This is a genomic window from Helicobacter sp. 219-2, assembly GCF_030053225.1.
Taxonomy (GTDB): domain Bacteria; phylum Campylobacterota; class Campylobacteria; order Campylobacterales; family Helicobacteraceae; genus Helicobacter; species Helicobacter pylori_C.
This window is the reverse complement of the sequence record NZ_JASGBS010000001.1, coordinates 1-23,890: the sequence shown is the minus strand read 5'-3', so window position 1 is coordinate 23,890 and position 23,890 is coordinate 1. Positions and strand designations below refer to the sequence as shown.

The window sequence follows — 23,890 nt, the reverse complement described above, 5'->3', positions numbered from 1 at the left end:
TTTTTTGGGTATTCTTTTTAAAAATGTAAGCATTATGTTAAGGAATCATACATGAAGAGATTTTTTTCTAAACCTTTGTTAGCTTTGGTTGTTTCTATGAATGCACTACTAGCTATGGATAGTAATGGCGTTTTTTTAGGGGCGGGTTATTTGCAAGGACAAGCCCAAATGCATGCGGATATTAATTCTCAAAAACAAGCCACTAACGCTACTATCAAGGGCTTTGATGCGCTTTTAGGGTATCAATTTTTCTTTGAAAAACACTTTGGCTTGCGCCTTTATGGGTTTTTTGACTACGCCCATGCCAATTCTATTAAGCTTAAAAACCCCAACTATAACAGCGAAGCGGCGCAAGTAGCGGGTCAAATTCTTGGGAAACAAGAAATCAATCGTTTAACAAACATTGCCGATCCCAAAACCTTTGAGCCAAACATGCTCACTTATGGGGGGGCTATGGATGTGATGGTCAATGTCATCAATAACGGCATCATGAGTTTGGGGGCTTTTGGTGGGGTGCAATTAGCCGGCAATTCATGGCTTATGGCGACTCCGAGCTTTGAGGGTATTTTAGTGGAGCAAGCCCTTGTGAGCAAAAAAGCCACTTCTTTCCAATTTTTATTCAATGTGGGGGCTCGCTTAAGGATCTTAAAGCATTCTAGCATTGAAGCGGGTGTGAAATTCCCCATGCTGAAGAAAAACCCCTATATCACCGCAAAAAATTTGGATATAGGGTTTAGGCGCGTGTATTCATGGTATGTGAATTATGTGTTCACTTTCTAGGGGCGCATCCCTAGAGCTCAAGCACGCTCTCAATGATGCTCATCAAGTCTTTTTCTCTTTTTTCTAAGCTTTTGGGCGTCCATTCTGTGTAATGGTGTGCAATATCTATGGTCATCTTATAGCGAGTCATCACCTTAAAAGTTTCCTTATTGTCTAGCCCAGGTTTCCCCATATAGATTTCTTTTTTCTCTTTGAAATCCAAATTTGAAGCTTGAGAGTTTTTATTGCCCCCCAAAAGCGTGAGATTGGCTAAAGAATGCGTGTAGCGCTCCCTTTCTTCTTCGCTAAAGTCATTCGCCCATTGGCTTGAGAGAGTGGGTTTTTGGGGCAAGATGTGTTCAACATGAAAATCGTTGGTTTGAATGCGTTTAGGTTCAGGATCATCGCTCATGAAATATTCCACTAAAATAAGGTATTCTAATGGGGTTTTATTAAGCCTTTCAAACTGATCGGCAAGTCTTTCTTCCATGTTTTTCCCACTAGTTACCGGATGGAGATAGGTTAAATACCAGCTAAACAATATTTCTGCGGCGTTCTTCTCTCGCTTGTTCTCTTTTCTCTTTGGAAATTTTGACTCATTCTCTGAGCATTTTTGACGCAAGGCATTCCACCGAGACACAAACTCTTCTTGATCCTTTCCTTTAGCGAGTTTTTTTAGCAACTCCACCTTAAAAACATCTATCGCATGCAAGGGCAAACCCCTAGCGTTTAAAACACTAAAAATCCTTAACGCCATACTGATATTGGAGCAAGTGGTTTTGATAAATATGACCTTAAGATACAGCCATCTAATGAAATCGTTAATGTCTGCAATCTTTTTCTTTTCAAGATAGTTTTTTAAACAAACTGCATTTTTCAAGTAGCTGTTCTTACCCTTGCTTGGGTCGTTGCTCTTGCTATCCTCGCCCTTGCTTGCATCAAGATCGTCAAAAAAATCTAAGGCCTCTTGAAAATCTTTTTTAGCATTAGACCCTACTAGATCAAAATACAATCGCTCTCTCTTTTTCTTTTTTCCATCTTCATGCCTATCGCTCCAACTCTCTTGTAAATATTCTTGGATCATAGGGTCTAAACGCTCAGAATAAAGGGTGGCTAAAACTTTTGCAAGCAGAATGAAAGTGCTTAAGCGTTGCTGGCCATCTACAATATCAGTTTTGTTATCTTTGTCTGGTTGGATAAAAACTAACGAACCGCAGAAATAATCGTCCTTTCGATGATCTTCATAGTTCTCAAACAGATCGTTCAAGAGCTCTTTGCATTGCTCCTCGCCCCATTGGTAGGGGCGTTGGTAGATGGGGATTTGGTAATAAGTATCATTTCCTACGACTAAAATCTTTTTCAGGCTTTTCTTGTCAGGCTCCATTTCTGCCATAAAAACCCCTTTGTGCGTTTTGAATGGATTATAACATTAAAAAGTGTTTTTTTTTTTTTGAAATATTTCCACGCATTAAGACGCATGGTTTATCGCCATGCTCTTTTTTAAAGCTTATTTTTAAAGCTCTTTTAAAACCTCTAAAGGCGATTTGAACGCTAGATTGAAAGTTTTAGCGATGCCTTCTTGGGTGATATAGCCGTTATAAGCGCTCAAGCCTCCAAGGGTGTTTGCCACGATTTTAGTGTTGGCTTTTAAAAAGCCCTTCAAGCCATGCTCTAAATAATACAACAAATACGGCACGCTCGCATGGCTATAAGCTACAGAGCTTGTTTTAGCGGCAATCCCTGGCATGTTAGGCACGCCATAATGCAACAAACCCTCTTCCACATACACCGGGTTAGAATGGCTTGTTTGGTGTATGGTTTCTATGCACCCCCCTAAATCGCAAGCCACATCTATCACTACCCCTTGTTTTTGCATGCATTTTAAATGCCTTCTTAAGATCACTTTAGGGGTTTGGCTCGCTGTAACTAGCACCGCTCCCACTAGCCCCACCGCTCCGCTTAAAGCCTGAATGATATTGGCTTCATTCACGCTTAAAACTTCCAAATCATACAAATGGTAATAGGGGTGGTTTTGCAATTTAGCGTAGTCTAATTCTAAAATCGTTACTTTAGCCCCCATTTGGCTCAACACTTTCGCGCTCTCCATGCCAACCACACCGCCCCCAACTACGACGATTTTAGCCCTTTGTGCACCTGATAACCCCCCAAGCATGACCCCCTTACCCATAAAGCCCTTAACATGCTCTAAAGCCAGCAAATAATGCTGGATTAAATGCGCAGCCAACCTCCCAGCCACCACGCTCATAGGCGCTAAAATAGGGTAGTCGTTTTTAGGCCCGGCAATGGTTTCGGTGCAAATGGAAGTGATTTTTTTATCTATAAACATTTCGCACAAGCCTTTTTGATACGCTAGATCCAAATAACTAAACAGCGTGGCTTTTTCTTTCAATAAAGGGTATTCATGCTCTAAAGGCTCTTTGCATTTGACCACCAAATCCTGCCCCCACGCTGTTTTAGTATCCACGATTTTAGCCCCCACGCTCTCATACGCTTCGTTACTATAACCGCTATTAGCGCCGGCTTGATTTTGAACTAAAACCCCCACGCCCTTTTGAACGATTAGCGCCACATCATCAGGCACCAAAGCCACTCGCGATTCTAAATCCATGCTTTCTTTGACTAGCCCAATAGTCATGTTAATCCTTTAAATAGTAGTGTCAATTATGATTATACTCACTCCATTAAACGATTGGGTATCTTTCTTTTAAAAAGCTAAATAGTCTTACTCTTTTACACAATGAAATTAATTTTGTTTGTTATTCATTTACTTATTATTTTATAATTGTTGATTGGGATTTAAAATAGAATTTACTTAACGATTAAAGGATGCGTTCATGAAAGACAACACGACTTTAAGCAGGGACATTGGCTTCAACCAATTAATGATGATCGCTTTAGGGGGGACGATTGGCACTGGGCTTTTTGTGGGCACAGGGGGGAATATCGCTAGTGCAGGCCCTTTAGCTACGCTTTTAGCGTATTTGATTGGAGGGATTATTGTCTATTCTATTGTTTTATCGTTAGGGGAATTAGCGAGCGTGTATCCCACTACAGGGAGTTTTGGGGATTATGCGAGCCGTTTTATTAACCCAAGCACAGGGTATATGGTCTTTTGGATGTATTGGCTGAGCTGGGTTTTAACCGTGGCTGTGGAATACATTGCCATAGGCTTGCTTATGCAACGATGGTTCCCGACTATTCCTGTGTATGTGTGGGTCATCGCATGCATTGCGCTTTTATTTTTATTGAATTTCTTTTCGGTTAAAATTTTTGCCACAGGCGAATTTTTGCTCAGCACCATCAAGGTTTTAGCGGTCTTTGTGTTCATTATGCTTGGGTGCATTGGCATTGTTTATTCGTTTTATTTGCATGGTTTTGAAGGCGTGTTTGCTAATTTCTATTTTAATGGGGAGACTCAAGGGCTAGAAAAAGGCTTTTTCCCTAAAGGCGTGGGGGCGTTCTTTGGGGCGATTTTAGCGGTGATTTTTGCTTACACGGGCACAGAGATTATCGGCGTTGCGGCAGGAGAAACTAAAGACGCGAAAAAAGTCATGCCTAAAGCGATTAAAGCGACTTTATGGCGGATTGTGTTTTTCTTTTTAGGGGCGGTGTTTGTGGTATCGGTGTTTTTGCCCATGACGGATAGCGGTTTGACGCAAAGCCCTTTTGTGAGCGCTTTAGAAAAAATCCCCTTACCCTTTTTGGGCGTGGGTATCCCTTATGCGGCAGATATTATGAATTTTGTCATTGTCACTGCGATTTTATCCACCGCTAATTCTGGGCTATACGCTTCAGGGAGGATGATTTATGGCTTAAGCCAAAAAAAGATGTTTTTCCCCCTTTTTGCTAAACTTAACGCCTCTGGCACGCCCACTTATGCTTTGTATTTATCTTTAGGGGTTACACTTATTGGCATGCTCACCGAAGCGTTTGCACCAGAAAAAATCATGGCAAGCTTGATCAATGTGGTGAGTTTTATGGTGATTATTGTATGGATCAGCATCAGCGTAGCGCAATACCGCTTCAGGAAAGAGTATCTGGCTTTGGGAAAATCTTTAAAAGATCTACCTTATAAAGCCCCTCTTAATCCCTTGATCCAAATTATTGGCATCAGCGGGTGTTTGGTGGGTCTTATAGGGGCGTATATGGATGCAAATGAACGCATTGGAGGGTATCTCACGCTAGTGTTTATGGGGCTTTGCTATGGGGCGTATTATTTGAGTAAAGACAAATGGGGCTATCAGCAAGAAAAAGGAATTTAAAGGAGTTATAAAATGATTTTAGTAGGATTGGAAGCGGAATTAGGAGCGTCAAAAAGAGGCACTGATAAAGGGGTTAGGCGTTTGAGAGAGGCTTTGAGTGCAACGCATGGCGATGTGATTAAAGGCATGCAAACGATCACTCAAGAGCGGTGCGTGCTTTATAAAAAGTTTAGATACGCTAAGAATTTTGAAGATTACTATCTTTTTTGTAAAGAAAATTTGATCCCTTGCATGAAAGAAGTGTTTGAGAAAAAAGAATTTCCTTTGATTTTAAGCTCAGAGCATGCGAACATGTTTGGGATTTTCCAAGCCTTTAGGAGCGTTCATAAGGACAAAAAAATAGGGATTTTGTATTTAGACGCGCATGCGGATATTCATACGGCTTATGACAGCGATTCAAAGCATATCCACGGCATGCCTTTAGGCATGGTTTTAAATCGTGTCCGTAGCGGGTTTAATCGCATGAGCGAGAACGAAGAAAAGGCATGGCAAAAGCTCTGCTCTTTGGGGTTAGAAAAGGGAGCGTTAGAAATTGATCCTAAATGTTTGGTGTATTTTGGGGTAAGAAGCACCGAACAGAGCGAAAGAGATGTGATTAAGGAATTGCAAATCCCTTTATTTAGCGTGGATGCGATAAGAGAAAACATGCAAGAAGTGGTTCAAAAAACCAAAGAATCATTAAAAGCGGTGGATATTATTTATCTCAGTCTGGATTTAGACATTATGGATGGCAAGCTTTTCACTTCTACCGGCGTGCGTGAAAATAACGGGCTGAGTTTTGATGAATTGAAGCAATTATTGGGCTTGCTTTTAGAAAGTTTTAAAGACAGATTAAAAGCCGTTGAGGTAACCGAATACAACCCCACGGTGAGCACCAAACACAATAACGAAGAAGAAAAACAGGTTTTAGAGATTTTGGATCTCATCATCAATAGCTGTAAATTTAAAGATAAGAAGCACTCTTTTATAATGAGTTACTGATCGCTTTCAAACACAACGATAAAAAGTTAAAAAAGGGGCGGTGTTTAGATGAAAAATTAAACCGCTTTTAGCGTCAAAGAATGTTTTGTGCGTTTTGAGAGCGCATATAGGCTCGTTGTGTGTCAAAATGGGGATTTTTCACTAGAGATTGAGTAAAATCAGCAAAATCAAAAAAAAAAAAAAGATTTTCATGGGATTAATGTAAAATTCTTATTAAGTTTTTTTTGTTTTTATTACCTAACACTTGCATTCTTATTAGCGTGATTTTACTTAAAAAATTTAAACCATTTTTTAATCTCAAAACATAAGGAGTTTGCGTTGCATAAAAAAGTTCTGTTGGCTTTAACTGCCAGCTTGATTTGCCAAGAGTCTTTGTTCGCTAAAGATAAAGACTACACTTTAGGCAAGGTTTCTACTACTGGGGAAAAGGATAAATCTGATTATTCTGGGCAGGTCAATTTGGGTTATAGCGGGATCACCGCGCCTAAGAGTTGGCAAGATGAAGAAGTGAAAAAATACACAGGAAGCCGCACGGTGATCTCTAATAAAGCGCTCACCCAACAAGCTAACCAAAGCATTGAAGAAGCTTTACAGAATGTCCCAGGTCTGCAAATTAGGAATGCGACAGGTGTAGGGGCTATGCCTACTATCCAAATCCGTGGCTTTGGGGCTGGGGGTTCAGGGCATAGCGATGCGACGCTGATGTTAGTTAATGGTATTCCTGTTTATATGGCCCCCTACGCTCACATTGAGCTAGACATTTTCCCTGTTACCTTTCAAGCCATTGATCGCATTGATGTGATCAAAGGTGGAGGCAGCGTGCAATATGGGCCTAACACTTATGGGGGTATTGTCAATATCATCACTAAACCTATCCCTAATCAATGGGAAAACCAAGCGGCTGAAAGGATCACTTATTGGGCTAAGGCTAGAAACGCCGGGTTTGCCGCTCCCCCTGATAAAACCGGTGATCCTTCTTTCATCAAGTCTTTAGGCAATAACCTTCTCTATAACACTTATGTGAGAAGCGGAGGGATGATCAATAAGCATGTGGGTATCCAAGCGCAAGCTAACTGGGTTAGAGGACAAGGCTTTAGGGACAATAGCCCCTCTAATATTTCAAACTATTGGCTAGATGGGATCTATGACATCAATGAAAACAACGGGATTAAAGCCTATTACCAATACTACGATTTTGCTATCGCTCAACCGGGATCACTCAGCGAGCAAGATTACAAAATAAACCGCTTCGCTAATTTACGCCCCTTAAACCAAAAAGGCGGGCGCTCACAACGCTTTGGGGCTGTGTATGAAAACCGCTTTGGGGATTTAGACAGAGTGGGCGGGACTTTCAGCTTCACTTACTATGGGCAGTTGATGACTAGGGACTTTCAGGTAAGCTCTAGCTACAATAGCGCTAACATGGTTACTTGTTTTAGCGAAGCGGCATGCAGGGCGGCATGACTTCCGGCAGGGTATAACTTGGCTGTGCCTTATTATGCCACCAACTACAATGGTTGGGCAGAAGTAGAAAACCCTGTGCGCTCCATCAACAACGCTTTTGAGCCTAAAGTGAGTTTGATCGTCAATACCGGGAAAGTCAGGCAAACCTTTATCATGGGCTTGCGTTTCATGACCACCACTTTTTTACAACGCCAATACTTAAACACCAATAAATGCCCCACCAAAACGAGCGGTGAGGGGGCAGGATTCTTGTGTGAGGGCGCTAATGTGATGAGCGGTTGGCAACCCCATATCAAGCATGGCGTTTATAGAAACTGGAATAACTGGCGCAACAATTACACAGCGGTTTATTTGAGCGATCGCATTGAAGCTTGGGATGGACGCTTTTTCATCGTGCCTGGTTTGCGCTACGCTTTTGTGCAATACAACAACGAAAATGCGGCTAACTGGATGCAAATCCCTGAGAAGGATTTAAGAAAAATCAAGCACATGAACAATTGGATGCCCTCAACCAACATTGGCTTTATTCCGGTGCAAGGCGATCACAATGTGCTTACCTACTTCAACTACCAACGCTCTTTTGTCCCGCCTCAATTAGATGTTTTGAGCTATGGAGGAGCGGAGTATTTTACCCAACACTTTGACACTGTGGAAGCAGGAGCACGCTACACCTATAAGGATAAATTTAGCTTCAATGCGGACTACTTTAGGATTTGGGCGCGCGATTTTGCCACCGGGCAGTATTCAGTCTATACAAGCGGCCCTATGAAAGGTAATGTGCGCCCCATTAATGGCTATTCTCAAGGCGTGGAGCTGGAATTGTATTACAGGCCTATTAGAGGGTTGCAATTCCATGCCGCTTTCAACTACATTGACACTCGTGTAACCAGCCATGGCCCTTTAACAGACTTGAATGGGGATGTGCTAAAAGGGACTAGCTATAACAAGCATTTCCCTTTTGTAAGCCCTTTCCAGTTCATTCTTGACGCTCGTTACAATTGGCATAAAACCACCATTGGTATTTCTAGCTATTTTTATAGCCGCGCTTATAGCGGGATTAGCAACAGCGCAGCAGGAGGCTATTATGGGATGCAATATTATAGTGGGGGGAACAACTATGAAAGCGTTCTCAATAGCGGTTATCAATGCGAAGCTTGGTGTATGACCCAACATGAAGGGCTATTGCCTTGGTATTGGGTGTGGAATATCCAAGTGAGCCAAATTTTCTGGGAAAACGGAAGACACAGAGTTACAGGAAGTTTGCAAATCAATAACATCTTCAACATGAAGTATTATTTTACAGGGATTGGCTCTAGCCCTGCAGGCTTACAACCTGCACCTGGAAGATCAGTTACAGCGTATTTGAACTACACTTTCTAAAGGCTTTAAAAAGGAGGGGGATTATTACGCTATGATGAGCCGCTAAAATCAGCCGCTTAGCGGTTTTATTGAAACAATGAAATCTTCATTTAAGAGCGCTCCAAATAAGTTTCTTTGAGGCTAGCCTTAGCCCTTTGCCAATTAGGCAAATACAAACTCAGCAAATCCCTAAAATATTCGTTATGATGGCGCGTTTTTAAATGCAATAATTCATGCACAACCACATATTCAATGCCCTCGCTAGGCGCTTTAGCCAATTCCAAATTAAAAAGCAAGGCGCATTTAGCAATGTTGCAACTCCCCCATATCCGTTTCATTTTTTGGATTTTAAAGCTTTGTATGCTTTCGTTTAAAATCTTTTCATACTGGTTGATGTAGGTTTGTATTTTTTCTCTTAAGACTTGTCTGTAGTAGTTTTCTAACACTTTTAAGCGCTTTTTTAAGCTTGTTTTTTGATGGACATGCAAGATTAAATATTTAGGGCTTTGGAGGACGAATTGTTTTTTTGTGGTGTGTTCAATCTTTAACAAATAGCGTTTCCCAAAAAAATAATGGCTTTCTCTCTCTAGCATTCCTCTTTTGCTTTGTCTGTTTTGGTTTAAAAAATTTTGTTGCTGCTCTTTTATCCAAGGGAGTCTTTTAATCAAAGAAAGCCTGAGGCTCTCATCGTTTAAGGCTAGGGGGCAAGACACACGCACAGAGCCATCAGGCGGGCAAACGCTAATGTGTAAATGCTTAATACCCTTTTTTTCTATAGCGATGTTGGTATCATTTAAAGTCAAACAATAAGCGTTCATTAATGATACTCATCTATGTGTTTGGCTAAATTAAAAATGTTTTCTAACAAACTCTCATCGTTTATGGTTTTTCTTAAAGCGATTTTAAGGTTTTTTCCTTTTTGATGATGCCCCACCCAACCATCTTTTTTATTATCCCTTATGCATGCGTCTATTTCTAGGGCTAAGGCTTCATTTTGATCTAAATTATCATAGAGGGTTTTTAAAGCGTTAGCGTTGATCTTTTTAGGGTAATTTTTATCTTCTTTATGGATAACTTGCTTGGCTAAATTGTGGATTTGTTGCAAGTATTCTAAATAGGTTAATTTCTTTTCTCTAAACTGGTTGATCAAATCGTTTAAAAGCGAAGATAATTTTTCGTAATACTTAGGATCGCTCGCTTCTTTTTCTATAATGCGTTTTCTAGTGTTGTTAGCGATGCTTTCTGCCATAGAGCTTTCATTTTTAAACACTTGAGAAAGCTCCTTATTAAAATCATTAATATCCATTTGGGCTAAAACTTCGCACAGCCCTTGATCTTCTATTTTAATTAGCGTCTTGCTATCTGTGGCTTTAATGTAAGCGTCTAAGATCCTGCGCATGTCTTCGCTATAGCTTTTTAAATCCACGCTATCCCCACTATTTAAGCTAACCGCTTTTTGTAAATGCCTATAAAATTGCGCTTCTTGTTTGATTTGTTGCATTTCTTCTTTAGAATAAACGGGCTTTTCTAGATTGTTGAATTCCACAAACATTCTTAAAAACGCGCCAACAAGCTGATAAAACAACCGCCTTTTTTGAGCGTTTTTTTCTAAATCGCTCCCGCAAAAATAAGCGATATAATCCATTTCATCTTTTGGCTCTTTCACGCTTTCACAAAGCGATCTTAACTGATCTCTAGTCTCTTCTAATTTTTTCTTAATCTTTTGGACTTTGTTGGAGATAAACCCTTGAATGTCTTCTCTTTCATAGTTTTCAAAAGCCCCATTAGTGTAATCGCTGTGCGCTTCTTGCAGGCTATCAAACAAATCGCTATAGTCTATGATGCAGCCAAAATCCTTATCTTCGCCATCCAGTCTATTCACCCTGCACACCGCTTGAAAAAGCCCATGATCTTGCATTTTCTTATCAATGTATAAATAAGTGAGGCTTGGCGCATCAAAACCGGTCAATAGCTTATCCACCACGATCAATAGCTTCATTCTAGCAGGCTCATTAATAAAACGCTTTTTAACTTCTTCTTCAAACTCTTTGGTTTTATTAAGGGCTTTTTTCTCATCTTTTTCATTAAAAAAGTTTTGCAGCATTTTGCAATAAGCGCGGTATTTGTAACTCTCTTCGATCTCATTGCTCCCGCAATCTTTAAGATCAGCAATATTAGGTTCATAGCTTGTGATCACAGCCACCTTATCCTTTAATTCTGTTTCTAAAAAGAGTTCAAAATACCGGCATGCGTTATACACGCTTTCAGCCACCAGCATGGCGTTCCCCTTTCCATTGCTTAATCTTGGGAGTTTTGCCATATCCAATACAATATCTTGCACAATGTGTTCCAATCTGTTTTTAGTGGAAAAAACTTTTTGCAAATTAGCCCATTTCTTTTTAAGCTCTGTTTTAGCCGTATCATTCAAGTTTTGGGTTTTTAATTCAAAATATTCGTCTAGCTTTTCAGGACTACTGACATATTGATCCACGCTCCTGGCTTCATAATTTAAATCTAACACCACTTTATCGCTAACGGCTTCATTAAATTTATAGCAATGGATATAATCCCCAAACACTTCACGGCTTGTCTTTTTATCTTGTTTCAACAAAGGCGTGCCGCTAAAGGCGATAAAAATCGCATTAGGGAGCAGGCTTTTCATGGCGTTGTGCAATTTGCCGCTTTGGGTTCTGTGGCATTCATCCACTAAAACAATCCATTCTTTTAAAACAGGTTGCTTTTTTAAATCTTCTAAGTCGTTGTCATCAAATTTATGCACAAGCGATCCGACCAAAAATTCCTTATTTTCAAACAGCACGCTCAATAAATCCTTCTTGCTGTCGGCGCGATAAATAGCCTCGCCTATTCCTTCAAACACGCCTTGAATTTGAGCGTCCAATTCCCTCCTGTCTGTAACGATTAAGATTCTCGCTTCTTTTCTATTCCTTCTTAGCCATTGAGTAAGCCACACCATAGTAAGGCTCTTACCGCTGCCTTGCGTGTGCCAGATAATCCCCCCTTCTTTTTTGTGGATAAATTCTTGCGTTTTTTTAACCGCAAAATACTGATGGAATCTGGCACATTTCTTTTGCCCCTTATCAAAAATCAAAAAATCATGGATAAATTCTAAAAACCTTTCTTTTTTTAAAAAGCATTCAATCGTCTCAAACAAATTTTTTTGAACGCCCTCTTCTTTCCAAGAAAGGTAGTATTTTTCTTTAGTTTCTATGACGCCATATCTTAGCCCTTGACTTTCATTGCCCGCCATAACCAATTGGATCGTTTTAAAAAAATCTCTAATAAATTCTTTCTTTTGGTTGTCTAAATTTTGCCTGATAGCGCTTTCTACGCTCACGCTGGAATTTTTTAATTCTAGCACCCCTAAAGCGATCCCATTAACATAAAGCACCATATCCGGCCGTTTCGTGTTTGCCCCTTTAACGCTCACTTCTTCAGCCACGCTAAATTCATTCTTAGAAACATCTTTCCAATCAATGAGCCAACTTGTTTGGGTTGGTTCATTCTGGCTTATTCTAGTTTTCACGCCATAAATTAAAAGCTCGTAAAATTTTTGATTCGCTTCGTATAAATCGTTTTTTAAAGCTTTATGGATTTCATGCTCAATTCTTTGCCACCTTTTATCATTGATTTTTTGATTTTTAACTAGCCATACTTTCAAGCTTTCTTTATTAATGTTTTCATTATCGCTCTTTGTTAAATCCCCCAAATACGCATAGCCCATGCTTTTAAAAGTTTCTATGACTTGTTTTTGAACTTCTTTTTCTGTTTTCATCATTATAAACCCTTAAGAACGCTTTCTATCGCTTTATATTATAATCCTAAAAACAAAATAGGGCAGTTAAAAATGGCGATCAAAAAAAGCGAATTGTATAGCTCTTTATGGGCTGGGGCGGATAGTTTAAGGGGCGGAATGGATGCGAGCGAGTATAAAAACTATGTTTTGAACCTGCTTTTTTTAAAATACATCAGCGATAAAGCCAGAAACAATACTTATAGCGAAATAGAAGTGCCCAAAGGGTGTTTTTATGAAGACATTCTCGCTTTAGAGGGCGATAAGGAAATAGGCGACAAGCTCAATAAAATCATCGCAGAAATCGCAGAGCGAAACGGCTTAAAAGGCGTGATTGACAGCGTGGATTTTAACGATAACACTAAGCTTGGAGAGGGTAAAGCGATGGTAGACACCCTTTCTAATTTGGTTAAAATCTTTGCTGATTTGAGTTTGGGCGCGCATGGGGCTTTGGACGATGATTTATTGGGCGATGCTTACGAATATTTAATGCGCCATTTTGCCAGCGAATCCGGTAAATCCAAAGGGCAGTTTTACACCCCTAGCGAAGTTTCGCTTTTATTGTCCCTTTTGCTTGGCATTGATGAAAACACCAAACAGGATAAAAGCATCTATGATCCCACTTGCGGAAGCGGTTCGTTATTGTTAAAAGCTTCTAGCTTGGCCGGTAAAAAAGGCTTAACTATCTATGGTCAAGAAAAAGACATTTCCACAACAGCCCTTTGTAAAATGAATATGATTTTACACAATAGCGCTGGTGCTGATATTGCTAAAGGGGGTTCTAGCACCCTTTCTAACCCCTTTTTTATTAAAAATGGCATGCTGCAAACCTTTGATTATGTCGTGGCTAACCCTCCCTTTAGCTTGAAAAACTGGAATGATGGGCTAAGCATAGACCCTAAAAGCAAGCAAGTCATTAACGATAGTTTCAATCGTTTTGAAGACGGCACGCCCCCTGAAAAAAACGGCGATTTCGCTTTTTTGCTCCATATCATCAAATCTTTAAAAGACACAGGCAAAGGGGCAGTGATTTTACCCCATGGGGTGCTATTTAGAGGGAATGCTGAGGGTGCAATCAGAAAAAATCTTTTAACAAAAGGCTATATTAAAGGCGTGATAGGCCTAGCCCCTAATCTTTTTTATGGCACTTCCATTCCTGCATGCGTGATTGTTTTAGACAAAGAAAACGCACGCGCCAGAAAGGGCGTTTTTTTGATAGATGCGAGCAAGGATTTTAAAAAAGACGGCAATAAAAACCGCTTGAGAGAGCAAGATGTCCAAAAAATGATAGACACTTTTAATGCTTTAAAAGAAATCCCTTATTATTCCAAAATGGTAAGCCTAGAAGAAATTAGCGCTAACGACTATAACTTGAATATCGCGCGCTACATTGCCGCCAAACAAGAATCAGAAAAAGATTTGTTCGCATTAATTAACAGCCACAAGGCTAGTTATTTGCCCAAAAACGAAATAAAAGCCTACGCCCCTTATTTTCAAGTGTTTAAAGAGCTTAAAAACACGCTTTTTAAAAAAAGCGATAAAGAGGGTTATTACGCTTTAAAAACAGAATGCGAAAACATTAAAGATCTAATCACCCAAAGCTCAGAATTCCAAGCTTTCCACGCTTCTGTTTTAAACGCTTTTGACCGATTGAATCTGTTTGAAACTTTTGATCATTTAAAGCCAGGTTTTAACCCAAAAACCCTCATAGAGAGCGTTTGCTCAAAGGTTTTAAAAGAATTTGAAAAGGTAGAAATTTTAGACAAATACGGCGTGTATCAGCTCTTTAAAGATTACTACAATGAAGTTTTACAAGACGATTGGTTCCTGCTTTCATTCAATGATTTTTTGAGCGCTAAAGAATTAAGGAAATTAAACCCCCTAAAAGACAAAAACAAAAAAGCCAACTATTTAGAAGAGCCGGATTTTGTCATTCAAAAAACCTACTATAAAAGCGATCTAATCCCTAAAAACTTGATCAAACAACGCTTTTTTGAAAAAGAAGCAAAAGAATTAGAAGAATTAGAAAACGCCCTTAATGAAAAAGAGGCTGATTTTGAAGAATTTATAGAAGAGCATTCTAGTGAAGAAGGGCTTTTTTATGAATTGAAAATCAATGAAAGCGTTTTGAAAAAAGAGCTAAAAAACGCCACCGATTTAGAAGATAAAGAAATCCTAAAAACCGCTTTAGAATTGCTAGAAGCTAAAAACAAGGCGCTAAAAATGAAAAATAAAGCCCATGAGGAGCTGGAATTAAAAGCGTTCCACCAATATAAAAACCTGAAATTAGGTGAAATTAAAGATCTCATCATCCAAGACAAATGGCTTAAGAGCTTGAAAAACGCCCTAGAAAACAAAATTTTAAAACGCATCAACGCTTTTACTAGCACCCTTAATAAAATCATTTCAAACTACTCTAACAGCTTGTTAGAATTAGACAAAGAAGTCAAAGAGAGCGAATCAAAGGTTTTAGAGCATTTGAAAGATTTGGGGGTTGTAGTTTGACATTAAAAAGTTTGGAGTGCCTTTTGACTAGCGTATCCTTCGCTATGAGACCTCCAAACTAAAAGCGATTATAGCACAGGAAATTTAATGGAACTTGAAAATGAAGTTTTTAATCGTATTTTAAAGCATCTAGCCCTAAAAAACCCCCTTGCTTTCAAAAATAAGGGTTTAGATCAATTAAAAAAATCTATTAGCGTGTTACACTATGACTATCTCATAGGCGCTAGCAAGGAGTTAGGTATTATGTTACAAAAATACCCCAATAAAGAAAATGAAATCAATAACCTTTTTGATTTTTTAATGCATTTTTACAACAAACGGACTAAAACACACCACATGCTTTTTTTATGGATACATTTTTTTGAAACGGCTTTGCGTTCTAAAATGGCGGTTATTTTGGCTCAAAAACACAGCAGCAAGGATATTGACGATTGGTTTTTATCTAAAAAGCTTAGCCATGAGATTGAACACTTAAAAAAAACCCACCATTTAGAAAGCTTAAAAGGATACAATGGCTTTCAAATCTTAAATTTATTCACTCTTGGTGCTTTAAAAACCATTATCAAAATGTATTGGAGCGATTTTAAACCCTTATTTGCAGATTACAAAACATACAACGAGCATGTTTTACCAGCCTATGGCACTTGGGAGCATTTTTTAAAGGCTTTCAGCTTGATACGAAAAGCTAGGAATGACTTATTCCACAACAACCCTTCTAAAATCAAAACAAGTTCGCTAGTTAAAAACATTGAAATCCTGCTATTAAGGCTGGATTTTAACCCTAAAAACGCTTTTGGTAACACCCTAAAATTAGAGCGCGCTATCTTTTTTAAGACCATTCAAAAGAACGCATGGACGCATTAATGCTGCCCTTAAATTGGCAAAAAGTAAGGCTTGGGGATATTGGCAAACCATGCATGTGTAAAAGAGTGATGAAGCATCAAACAACACGATATGGTGAAATTCCATTCTATAAAATAGGCACATTTGGCAACACCGCTGATGCCTTTATTTCAAAAAAGCTATTTTTAGAATACAAAACAAAATATTCTTTTCCAAAAAAAGGCGATATTTTAATTTCTGCTTCCGGAACTATTGGTAGGGCAGTCATTTATGACGGAAAACCCGCTTATTTTCAAGACTCAAATATTGTTTGGATTGACAACGATGAAACATTAGTAAAAAATGATTTTTTATTTTATGCTTATTCTAATGTCAAATGGAATACAGAGCATACAACTATCTTAAGACTTTATAATGATAATTTTAGAAATACTTTAATCCCCCTACCCCCTCTAAACGAACAAATCGCTATCGCTAACATTTTAAGCGGTTTGGATCGCTATCTTTATGCATTAGACGCTCTCATTCTTAAAAAAGAGAGCGTTAAAAAAGCTTTAAGCTTTGAACTATTGAGCCAAAGAAAACGCTTGAAAGGCTTCAATCAAGCTTGGCAAAGAGTAAGGTTTGGGGATATTGCCAACTATTTAACATCAAATTTAAGTGCAGAACAAATCGTGCAACAAGGAAAAATTAAAGTCTATGATGTGAATAATTTCATAGGCTATACAGATACAACTTTCATTAGTGATAAGCCTTATATTTCTATCGTTAAAGATGGAAGTGTGGGCAGAGTAAGGATTTTGCCACCTAAAACAAATATTTTATCTACTATGGGAGCGTTAATTGCTAATCATAAAACAACAACAGAGTTTTTATTTTATTTGTTATCTAATTTTGATTTTAAAAATTTCACAAGCGGTAGCATAATACCGCATATTTATTTCAAAGATTATAAAGAAAAGACTATTTTTTTACCCCCTTTAAACGAACAGAGCGCTATCGCTAACATTTTAAGCGCTTTGGATAATGAGATCATAAGCCTTAAAAACAAAAAACGCCAATTTGAAAACATCAAAAAAGCTTTAAACCACGATTTAATGAGCGCTAAAATCAGGGTTTTAGAAAAATAAACGCCCCAAAAGTCAAGGACAAACCCGCTTTACAAAGCAAACCCCTAAGCTTTTAAGCTTAGGGGAACGCTCTTAGAAAAATCAGCGTTTCACAGAAACGATCACTTTAAGCCCTAAAAAAGCAAACTCAAAGTATAATGATTTCCAAGAGCGTTTGTTATGTGTCTTAGGCATAACATGCTCCTTACAATGTTGGTCTGCCCCATAAAGCCACTTATGGGGCGTGATGAAATCCTACAACAAACCCCCTTAAAACTCCATCTAGTCAAACGCTAAAACAAGGCGTTTTTAAAACATCAAAGAATTAGCGTTATTGAAAAGCGGTATTTTTTAAATCTAGTGCTTCAAACAATCTTCAAACAAATATTGATGCTCGCAAGGCAAAGCGTCAAATAAGGCTTTGGCTAAATCTTGCATTTCTTTTAGGGCTTTATTGCTACTTCTTAAAGTCAATAAATTTTGCAAGCTCCTAGCGTTAATGCTATACGCTAAATGCGTTTTATAGCTCTCCGGCATGGCGTATTTGGCTAAATCGTTTTTAATGTTATGTTCGCTCAATAAAACCCTGAGATTTTCCAAAGCTAAAACGCTCATTGCATCCACTTTTTCATTATCCACAAACACTAAAAACTCTTTGGCTCTTTCTAAATTCGCTTCATTAAGGGGTAAAAAGCTCTCCACTTCTTTCAACTCCCTTAAAGTGTAGCGGCTTGATTTCACGCTTAGGCTCGCTATGCGGTGTCGGCTCAATTCTTGCAACGCTCCCCTGCTCAAACCCTTGATTTCAAAATTGTAATAAAGATGCTCTAAAGTGGAAGAATGCCTAAAAATATTCCCCACCCTGTGGATCAACTCCTTGTCTTTAGAGCCTCCATCATCGCTGTATTCAAAGCTCTGCCAGCAAGTGCGGATCGCTTGGCTTGCAATGTCTAAAGGGGTGTAATGCTTACAAATCACTTCCATTATCTTACTCCTAATATCGCTTTTTATTCCACGGTAACGCTTTTAGCCAAGTTTCTTGGGTGATCCACATCATGATTTAAACGCATAGCGATTTCTAAGGCTAAAAGTTGCATCGCTAAATTCATGCGGAAAAATTCTTCCATGTAGCTTTTACTCTCTTCTAACTGGATAAAATCATCAGCGATCTCTAAAATTTCAGAGCTTAACACGCAAATCGTAGAATCTCTAGCGCTCAATTCTTCAATATTGCTTTTGGTTTTATCAAACAACAAATGTTTAGACAATAAAGCAATGGTAAAAAGGTTGGAATCCACTAGCGCAATAGGCCCATGCTTCATCTCCGCGCTCGCATACCCCTCAGCGTGCAAGTAGCTGATCTCTTTAAGTTTTAACGCTCCTTCTAAAGCGAGCGGGTAAAACACATCGCGCCCGATATAAAAAAAGCCATGCCCATGCAAGTAGCGTTTGGATAAGCGCTTGATCTTTTCATGCAATTTAGGCTCTACTTTCATCGCATTCACGCTATTTAGCATGTTTTTAGCTTGGATTCTTTCTTCTTCTTTAGAGATTGTCCCTAGCTGTTTGCCTATATACACGCTCAAAAGCCATAAAAGCATCACTTGCGAAGAAAACGCCTTAGTGGATGCAACGCTTCTTTCCACCCCCGCTCTAATCAAAAGCGTGTGATCGCTAATGCGGCTCATCATGCTAAAAGGAGCGTTACACAAACTAATGGTTTTAAGCCCTTGGGCTTTGGCTAATTTTAAAGCCTCTAAAGTGTCAGCGGTTTCACCGCTTTGAGAAATCGCTATAAAAAGCTCATTAGGGTTGCTTTTAAAATGAGCGTAGCGGTATTCGCTCGCTAAAATGGCCCTCGCTCTTACTTTGGCTAATCTTTCAAACAAATACACGCTCGCCAAACTCGCATGGTAACTGCTCCCGCAAGAACACAGCGTGATCTCGCTCACATTTTCTAAAAATTTAGGATCGATCTCGCAATACACATTCAAGGCTTCCAAGCGCCCCTCCAAGCACTCTAACAAACTGCTATGCTGCTCATAAATCTCTTTTTCTAAATAATTCCTAAAATCCCCTTTAGAATAATCTTTATCCTCAAAAGCGTAATCTTTCATGTTTTCAATATTTTTTAAATCTTTAAAATTTTCTAAAGAAATCTGCCCCACGCTGTTTTCTTCTAAAATGACAAATTGATCCACTTTAGGGGCTAACACGCTCAAACTTGACGCAAAAAACACCCCTTCTTTGCCCTTACCCACGATTAAAGGCGAAGAAGATTTAGCGTAAAAAAGACTCTCTTTAGCCCTTTTATGGAGCATTAAAACCGCATAACTCCCTTGTAAAAGGTTGATGCTTTTTTCAAAGGCTTTCAATAAATCGCTCTCGCTTTTAAGCGTTTCTTCTAATAAATGCGCAATGACTTCCGTGTCCGTTTGGCTTAAAAACGCATGCCCCTTTTCTTCTAGTTCCTTTTTCAAAACGGCGTAATTTTCAATGATGCCATTATGCACTAAGGCTAAATTTTCTGTAAAATGCGGATGGGCGTTGGTGCTGCTTGGCTTGCCATGCGTGGCCCATCTGGTGTGAGCGATACTCACACCAAAATCCAAAAACTCTTTATTTTTAAGCTCTGATTTAAGGTTTTCTAATTTCCCTTGAGTTTTAAACACTTCCAAACAATCATCGCTCAATACGGCTAAACCAGCGCTGTCATAACCTCTGTATTCTAACTCCTTTAAACCCTCTAAAAGAATGGATTTTTTCTCGCTATCCCCTATATAACCTACAATCCCGCACATTTAAAACACCAATAACCCTTTTTTGATCTTATTTAAAGCGTTAATAAGCTCTTTTAATCGCTCCACTTCTTCGCTTAATTGCGTAAAAAACGCTTCATTCACGCCCTTTGGCATGTCCATGCTCCCTCTTTTAATTTCAATAAAATCCCCCAAACTCAAATTCGCTAATTTTAAAAGCATTTCAATTTCATTTTGCGAGTCTTCAATCTCTGCTAAAATCTTGCGTATTTTTTCAAACATTCAACCGCCTTTAATTTTAGAATGTTCCATGATAGCTAAAGTATTCTTATAAGCTTTTGAGCGTGTCTTCTAAAATTTGTTTAACTTTAAAATGGTTTTCTTTAAATTCCTTATGCGCGTTAAGCCCTGCATGATTACTCACGCAAAAAATCCCTTTAGCCTTTAAAGAAAACGCCCTAGCCACGCTTAAGACGCTAAAAAACTCCATATTTTCTAATAAAACGCCCTTTTGAGCCATTTTTTTAGCAAACATTTCGCTGGTGTGGATATAGTTACTGCTATTGACACACGCCCTTTTAAAAAGAGCTTCCTCTTTGGTTTCTATTTGAATGAAATTATCCAAAGGCGTGTAGCTGTTTAAATGGCTAAAACTCTCTTCAACTTGATAGCCACAAACGCTTTCAAACACGCTTAAAAGCTCAACTTCTGGGCTATAACTCCCCGCACTCCCTATAAAAATAAGGCTTTCTATATCAGGGTTTTTTAGGCACATTCTCGTTAAATTAATCGCGCTCTCTATCAAACCCACACCAATAGGCGTCGCTCCCCTTAAAATTTCATTCCTTCCAGCACAAAGCAACATGAAAATCCTTTTTTTCGCATCCATTAGCTTATTATGAGTAAGCATTATAGACAAACCCTTAAAAGAAACACCTTAATTTTAAGGCTTCATTCACATTTCATTCACATGTTATTCCTTTTTCATTCACAACTTATTCACGCTATAATAACGCCATGGATACCAACAACAATATTGAAAAAGAAATCTTGGCGCTAATCAAACAAAAAGTTAGCCTCACAGAGTATGAAAATTGCTTAAGTCAGCTCAAATACAACGCTAATGCGAGCAAGAGCGATATTGCCTTTTTTTATGCCCCTAACATGCTCTTATGCAGTTGGATTACGGCTAAACACGGCGCGTTGCTTAAAGAAATTTTAAGCCAGAATAAAGTCGGCATGCATTTAGCCCATAGCGTGGATGTGCGTATTGAAGTAGCGCCTAAAATCCAAATTAGCGCTCAAGCTAATATCAATTACAAAGCGGTAAAAACGAGCGTCAAAGACTCTTACACTTTTGAAAATTTTGTCGTAGGCTCATGCAATAACACCGTTTATGAAATCGCTAAAAAAGTCGCCCAAAGCGATACCCCCCCTTATAACCCGGTGCTTTTTTATGGCGGCACAGGGTTAGGCAAAACGCACATTTTAAACGCTATCGGTAACCATGCCCTAGAAAAGCATAAAAAAGTCGTGTTAGTCACTTCAGAAGATTTTTTGACAGACTTCCTGAAGCATTTAGACAACAAAACCATGGATTCTTTTAAAAAAAAATACCGCCATTGCGACTTTTTCTTGTTAGATGACGCTCAATTTTTGCAAGGAAAACCCAAGCTAGAAGAAGAATTTTTCCACACTTTCAACGAATTGCACGCTAACAGCAAACAAATCGTATTGATTTCAGACCGATCGCCTAAAAACATCGCCGGATTAGAAGATCGTTTAAAATCGCGCTTTGAATGGGGGATAACCGCTAAAGTCATGCCCCCTGATTTAGAAACCAAACTTTCCATTGTCAAACAAAAATGCCAGCTCAATAAAATCACTTTGCCTGAAGAAGTGATGGAATACATCGCCCAACACATCAGCGACAATATCCGCCAAATGGAGGGCGCAATCATTAAAATCAGCGTGAATGCGAGCTTAATGAACGCTACCATTGATTTGAACCTCGCTAAAACCGTTTTAGAAGATTTGCAAAAAGATCATGCTGAAGGCTCAAGCTTGGAAAATATCTTGATCGCTGTCGCGCAAAGCCTGAATCTCAAATCCAGTGAAATCAAAGTCTCTTCGCGCCAAAAAAATGTCGCTCTAGCAAGAAAATTAGTCGTGTATTTCGCCAGGCTTTATACCCCTAACCCCACGCTCTCGCTCGCTCAATTTTTGGATTTAAAGGATCATTCTAGCATTTCTAAAATGTATTCTAGCGTTAAAAAAATGCTTGAAGAAGAAAAAAGCCCTTTTATCTTAAGCCTTAGAGAAGAAATCAAAAACCGCCTGAACGAATTGAACGACAAAAAAACCTCTTTCAATTCAAGTGAATGAAAAAAGGCTTATCAAAAAGCGTTTCATTCACTTTTTTTTAAATCCCACAACCCCCCTAAAAACGCACGCCTCTAAAGCTTTTTCATTTTTCATTCCACTCATTCACGCCCCTACTACTGTTACTAATTATTTATTAATCAAAATGTTACCTATCTATAACTTATTGATAGCTTTTACTAAACCTTTTTTTAAGATATAATCCAAAAATCCAAAATAAAAAGGAACAAGCATGAAAAAAACCCTTTGTCTGTCTTTCTTTCTGACTTTCTCTAACCCTCTTCAAGCTCTTGTGATCGAGCTTTTAGAAGAAATCAAAACTTCGCCGCATAAAGGCACTTTTAAGGCTAAAGTCCTTGATTCTAAAGAACCAAGACAAGTTTTAGGCGTTTATAATATCTCCCCACACAAAAAACTCACGCTCACTATCACCCACATATCCACTGCAATTGTCTATCAACCCCTTGATGAAAAACTTTCTTTAGAAACGACCTTAAACCCTAACCGCCCTACTATTCCCAGAAACACCCAAATTGTTTTTTCTTCAAAAGAATTGAAAGAGCCGCACTCGCACCAAATGCCTTCTTTAAACGCGCCCATACAAAAACCACAAAACAAACCCACTTCATCGCAACAATCTCCTCAAAACTTCTCTTACACAGAGTCCAAACTAGGCTTTAAAAACCCTAAAAACAGCCTTTTACAACCTTTAGCCACTCCTAGTAAAATAAGCTCCGCTAATGAAGTTAAAACGCCAACAAATGACACTAAACCCCCTTTAAAGCATTCTTCAGAAGATCAAGAAAACAACCTCTTTATAACACCACCCACCGAAAAAACGCTCCCTAACAACAACGCTGATATTAGTGAAAATAATGAAAGCAATGAGAATAGGGATAATGTGGAAAAACAAGCCATTAGAGATCCTAATGTTAAAGAATTTGCGTGCGGGAAGTGGGTCTATGATGATGAAAATTTACAAGCCTATCGCCCCAGTATTTTAAAACGCATTGATGAAGACAAACAGACTGCGACAGACATTACCCCTTGCGACTACAGCAACGCTGAAAATAAAAGCGGTAAAATCACTACCCCCTATACTAAAATCTCTGTTCATAAAACAGAGCCTTTAGAAGAGCCACAAACCTTTGAAGCTAAAAACAATTTTACCATTCTCCAAGCCAGAAGCTCTACAGAAAAATGCAAAAGAGCCAGAGCCAGAAAAGACGGCACGACTAGGCAATGCTATCTCATAGAAGAGCCTTTAAAACAAGCGTGGGAGAGTGAGTATGAAATCACCACGCAATTAGTGAAAGCCACTTATGAGCGCCCCAAACAAGACGATCAAACAGAGTCGACTTTCTATGAAACCAATGAATTATCTTATTCTTCCACACGAAAGAGTGAAGTCAAGCATAATGAATTGAATTTGAATGAAAAGTTCATGGAATTTGTGGAAGTGTATGAGGGGCATTATTTAAACGATATAGTCAAAGAAAGCAGTGAATACAAAGAATGGGTTAAAAACCATGTGCGCTTTAAAGAAGGGGTGTGCATGGTTTTAGAAATAGAAGAGCAACCACGAGCTAAAAGCACACCCTTGAGTATTGAAAATTCTCGTGTTGTTTGTGTCAA

General features: G+C 38.8%; 17 protein-coding genes and 1 pseudogene. 9 read left to right on the top strand and 9 right to left on the bottom strand.

From position 1 onward, the window contains the following. The first annotated feature begins 51 nt into the window (after positions 1-51). On the top strand, positions 52-780 hold the full coding sequence (locus P6280_RS00085; RefSeq protein ID WP_283236666.1) for an outer membrane protein: 729 nt from the start codon (positions 52-54) through the stop codon (positions 778-780). Positions 781-790: 10 nt separating this feature from the next. Here the strand turns inward: P6280_RS00085 and P6280_RS00080 are convergent, their stop codons facing one another. Beyond that, positions 791-2,152 carry a DUF262 domain-containing protein gene (locus P6280_RS00080; RefSeq protein ID WP_283236665.1) on the bottom strand — a complete coding sequence of 454 codons (1,362 nt, stop codon included), beginning with the start codon at positions 2,150-2,152 and terminating at the stop codon, positions 791-793. Positions 2,153-2,272: 120 nt separating this feature from the next. Continuing rightward, on the bottom strand, positions 2,273-3,415 hold the full coding sequence (locus P6280_RS00075; protein ID WP_283236664.1) for an alanine dehydrogenase: 1,143 nt from the start codon (positions 3,413-3,415) through the stop codon (positions 2,273-2,275). Positions 3,416-3,614: 199 nt separating this feature from the next. Between P6280_RS00075 and P6280_RS00070 the strand changes: the two genes are divergently transcribed. The 3 genes and pseudogenes from P6280_RS00070 to P6280_RS00060 all read left to right on the top strand — a co-directional run bounded on the left by P6280_RS00070 (position 3,615) and on the right by P6280_RS00060 (position 8,867). Next, positions 3,615-5,042, top strand: coding sequence for an amino acid permease (locus tag P6280_RS00070; protein WP_187842062.1), 1,428 nt, complete (start codon positions 3,615-3,617; stop codon positions 5,040-5,042). Between the two features lie 12 nt (positions 5,043-5,054). Continuing rightward, positions 5,055-6,023: an arginase gene (gene rocF / locus P6280_RS00065; RefSeq protein WP_283236663.1), complete on the top strand. Its 969-nt coding sequence runs from the start codon at positions 5,055-5,057 to the stop codon at positions 6,021-6,023. Between the two features lie 318 nt (positions 6,024-6,341). After that, positions 6,342-8,867: pseudogene (locus P6280_RS00060) on the top strand (TonB-dependent receptor family protein). Positions 8,868-8,956: 89 nt separating this feature from the next. Here the strand turns inward: P6280_RS00060 and P6280_RS00055 are convergent. Continuing rightward, positions 8,957-9,664: a YgjP family zinc-dependent metalloprotease gene (locus tag P6280_RS00055; protein WP_283236662.1), complete on the bottom strand. Its 708-nt coding sequence runs from the start codon at positions 9,662-9,664 to the stop codon at positions 8,957-8,959. Next, entirely contained in the window at positions 9,664-12,639 is a 2,976-nt protein-coding gene (locus P6280_RS00050) for a type I restriction endonuclease subunit R (protein WP_283237433.1), read from the bottom strand. Before P6280_RS00050 ends, P6280_RS00055 begins: the two co-directional genes overlap by 1 nt. Positions 12,640-12,711: 72 nt before the next feature. Here P6280_RS00050 and P6280_RS00045 point away from each other — a divergent pair, with 72 nt between their 5' ends. The 3 genes from P6280_RS00045 to P6280_RS00035 all read left to right on the top strand — a co-directional run bounded on the left by P6280_RS00045 (position 12,712) and on the right by P6280_RS00035 (position 17,135). Beyond that, complete coding sequence (locus tag P6280_RS00045) at positions 12,712-15,162, top strand: type I restriction-modification system subunit M (protein ID WP_283236661.1); 2,451 nt, start codon at positions 12,712-12,714, stop codon at positions 15,160-15,162. 87 nt (positions 15,163-15,249) lie between these two features. Continuing rightward, positions 15,250-16,026, top strand: coding sequence for a CAAX protease (locus P6280_RS00040; RefSeq protein WP_283236660.1), 777 nt, complete (start codon positions 15,250-15,252; stop codon positions 16,024-16,026). Further along, positions 16,014-17,135: a restriction endonuclease subunit S gene (locus P6280_RS00035; protein ID WP_283236659.1), complete on the top strand. Its 1,122-nt coding sequence runs from the start codon at positions 16,014-16,016 to the stop codon at positions 17,133-17,135. Before P6280_RS00040 ends, P6280_RS00035 begins: the two co-directional genes overlap by 13 nt. Positions 17,136-17,216: 81 nt before the next feature. On the opposite strand, the gene aapA3 is transcribed toward P6280_RS00035, so the two are convergent. The 5 genes from aapA3 to P6280_RS00015 all read right to left on the bottom strand — a co-directional run bounded on the left by aapA3 (position 17,217) and on the right by P6280_RS00015 (position 20,738). Continuing rightward, positions 17,217-17,309 (bottom strand): hypothetical protein, encoded by a 93-nt coding sequence (gene aapA3 / locus P6280_RS07685; protein WP_001126949.1) that lies wholly within the window; start codon positions 17,307-17,309, stop codon positions 17,217-17,219. Between the two features lie 162 nt (positions 17,310-17,471). Next, positions 17,472-18,098 carry an FAD-dependent thymidylate synthase gene (gene thyX, locus P6280_RS00030; RefSeq protein WP_120944344.1) on the bottom strand — a complete coding sequence of 209 codons (627 nt, stop codon included), beginning with the start codon at positions 18,096-18,098 and terminating at the stop codon, positions 17,472-17,474. Between the two features lie 23 nt (positions 18,099-18,121). Further along, complete coding sequence (glmS, locus tag P6280_RS00025) at positions 18,122-19,915, bottom strand: glutamine--fructose-6-phosphate transaminase (isomerizing) (RefSeq protein WP_283236658.1); 1,794 nt, start codon at positions 19,913-19,915, stop codon at positions 18,122-18,124. After that, positions 19,916-20,155, bottom strand: coding sequence for a DUF2443 domain-containing protein (locus P6280_RS00020; protein ID WP_000461845.1), 240 nt, complete (start codon positions 20,153-20,155; stop codon positions 19,916-19,918). It abuts the gene before it with no gap. 46 nt (positions 20,156-20,201) lie between these two features. Further along, entirely contained in the window at positions 20,202-20,738 is a 537-nt protein-coding gene (locus P6280_RS00015) for a phosphorylase family protein (RefSeq protein WP_283237432.1), read from the bottom strand. 152 nt (positions 20,739-20,890) lie between these two features. On the opposite strand from P6280_RS00015, the gene dnaA reads away from it, so the two are divergent. Both dnaA and P6280_RS00005 read left to right on the top strand, forming a co-directional pair. Further along, entirely contained in the window at positions 20,891-22,258 is a 1,368-nt protein-coding gene (dnaA, locus tag P6280_RS00010) for a chromosomal replication initiator protein DnaA (protein WP_283236657.1), read from the top strand. Positions 22,259-22,487: 229 nt separating this feature from the next. Beyond that, on the top strand, positions 22,488-23,890 hold a 1,403-nt coding region (locus P6280_RS00005), incomplete at its 3' end, for a competence protein (RefSeq protein WP_283236656.1).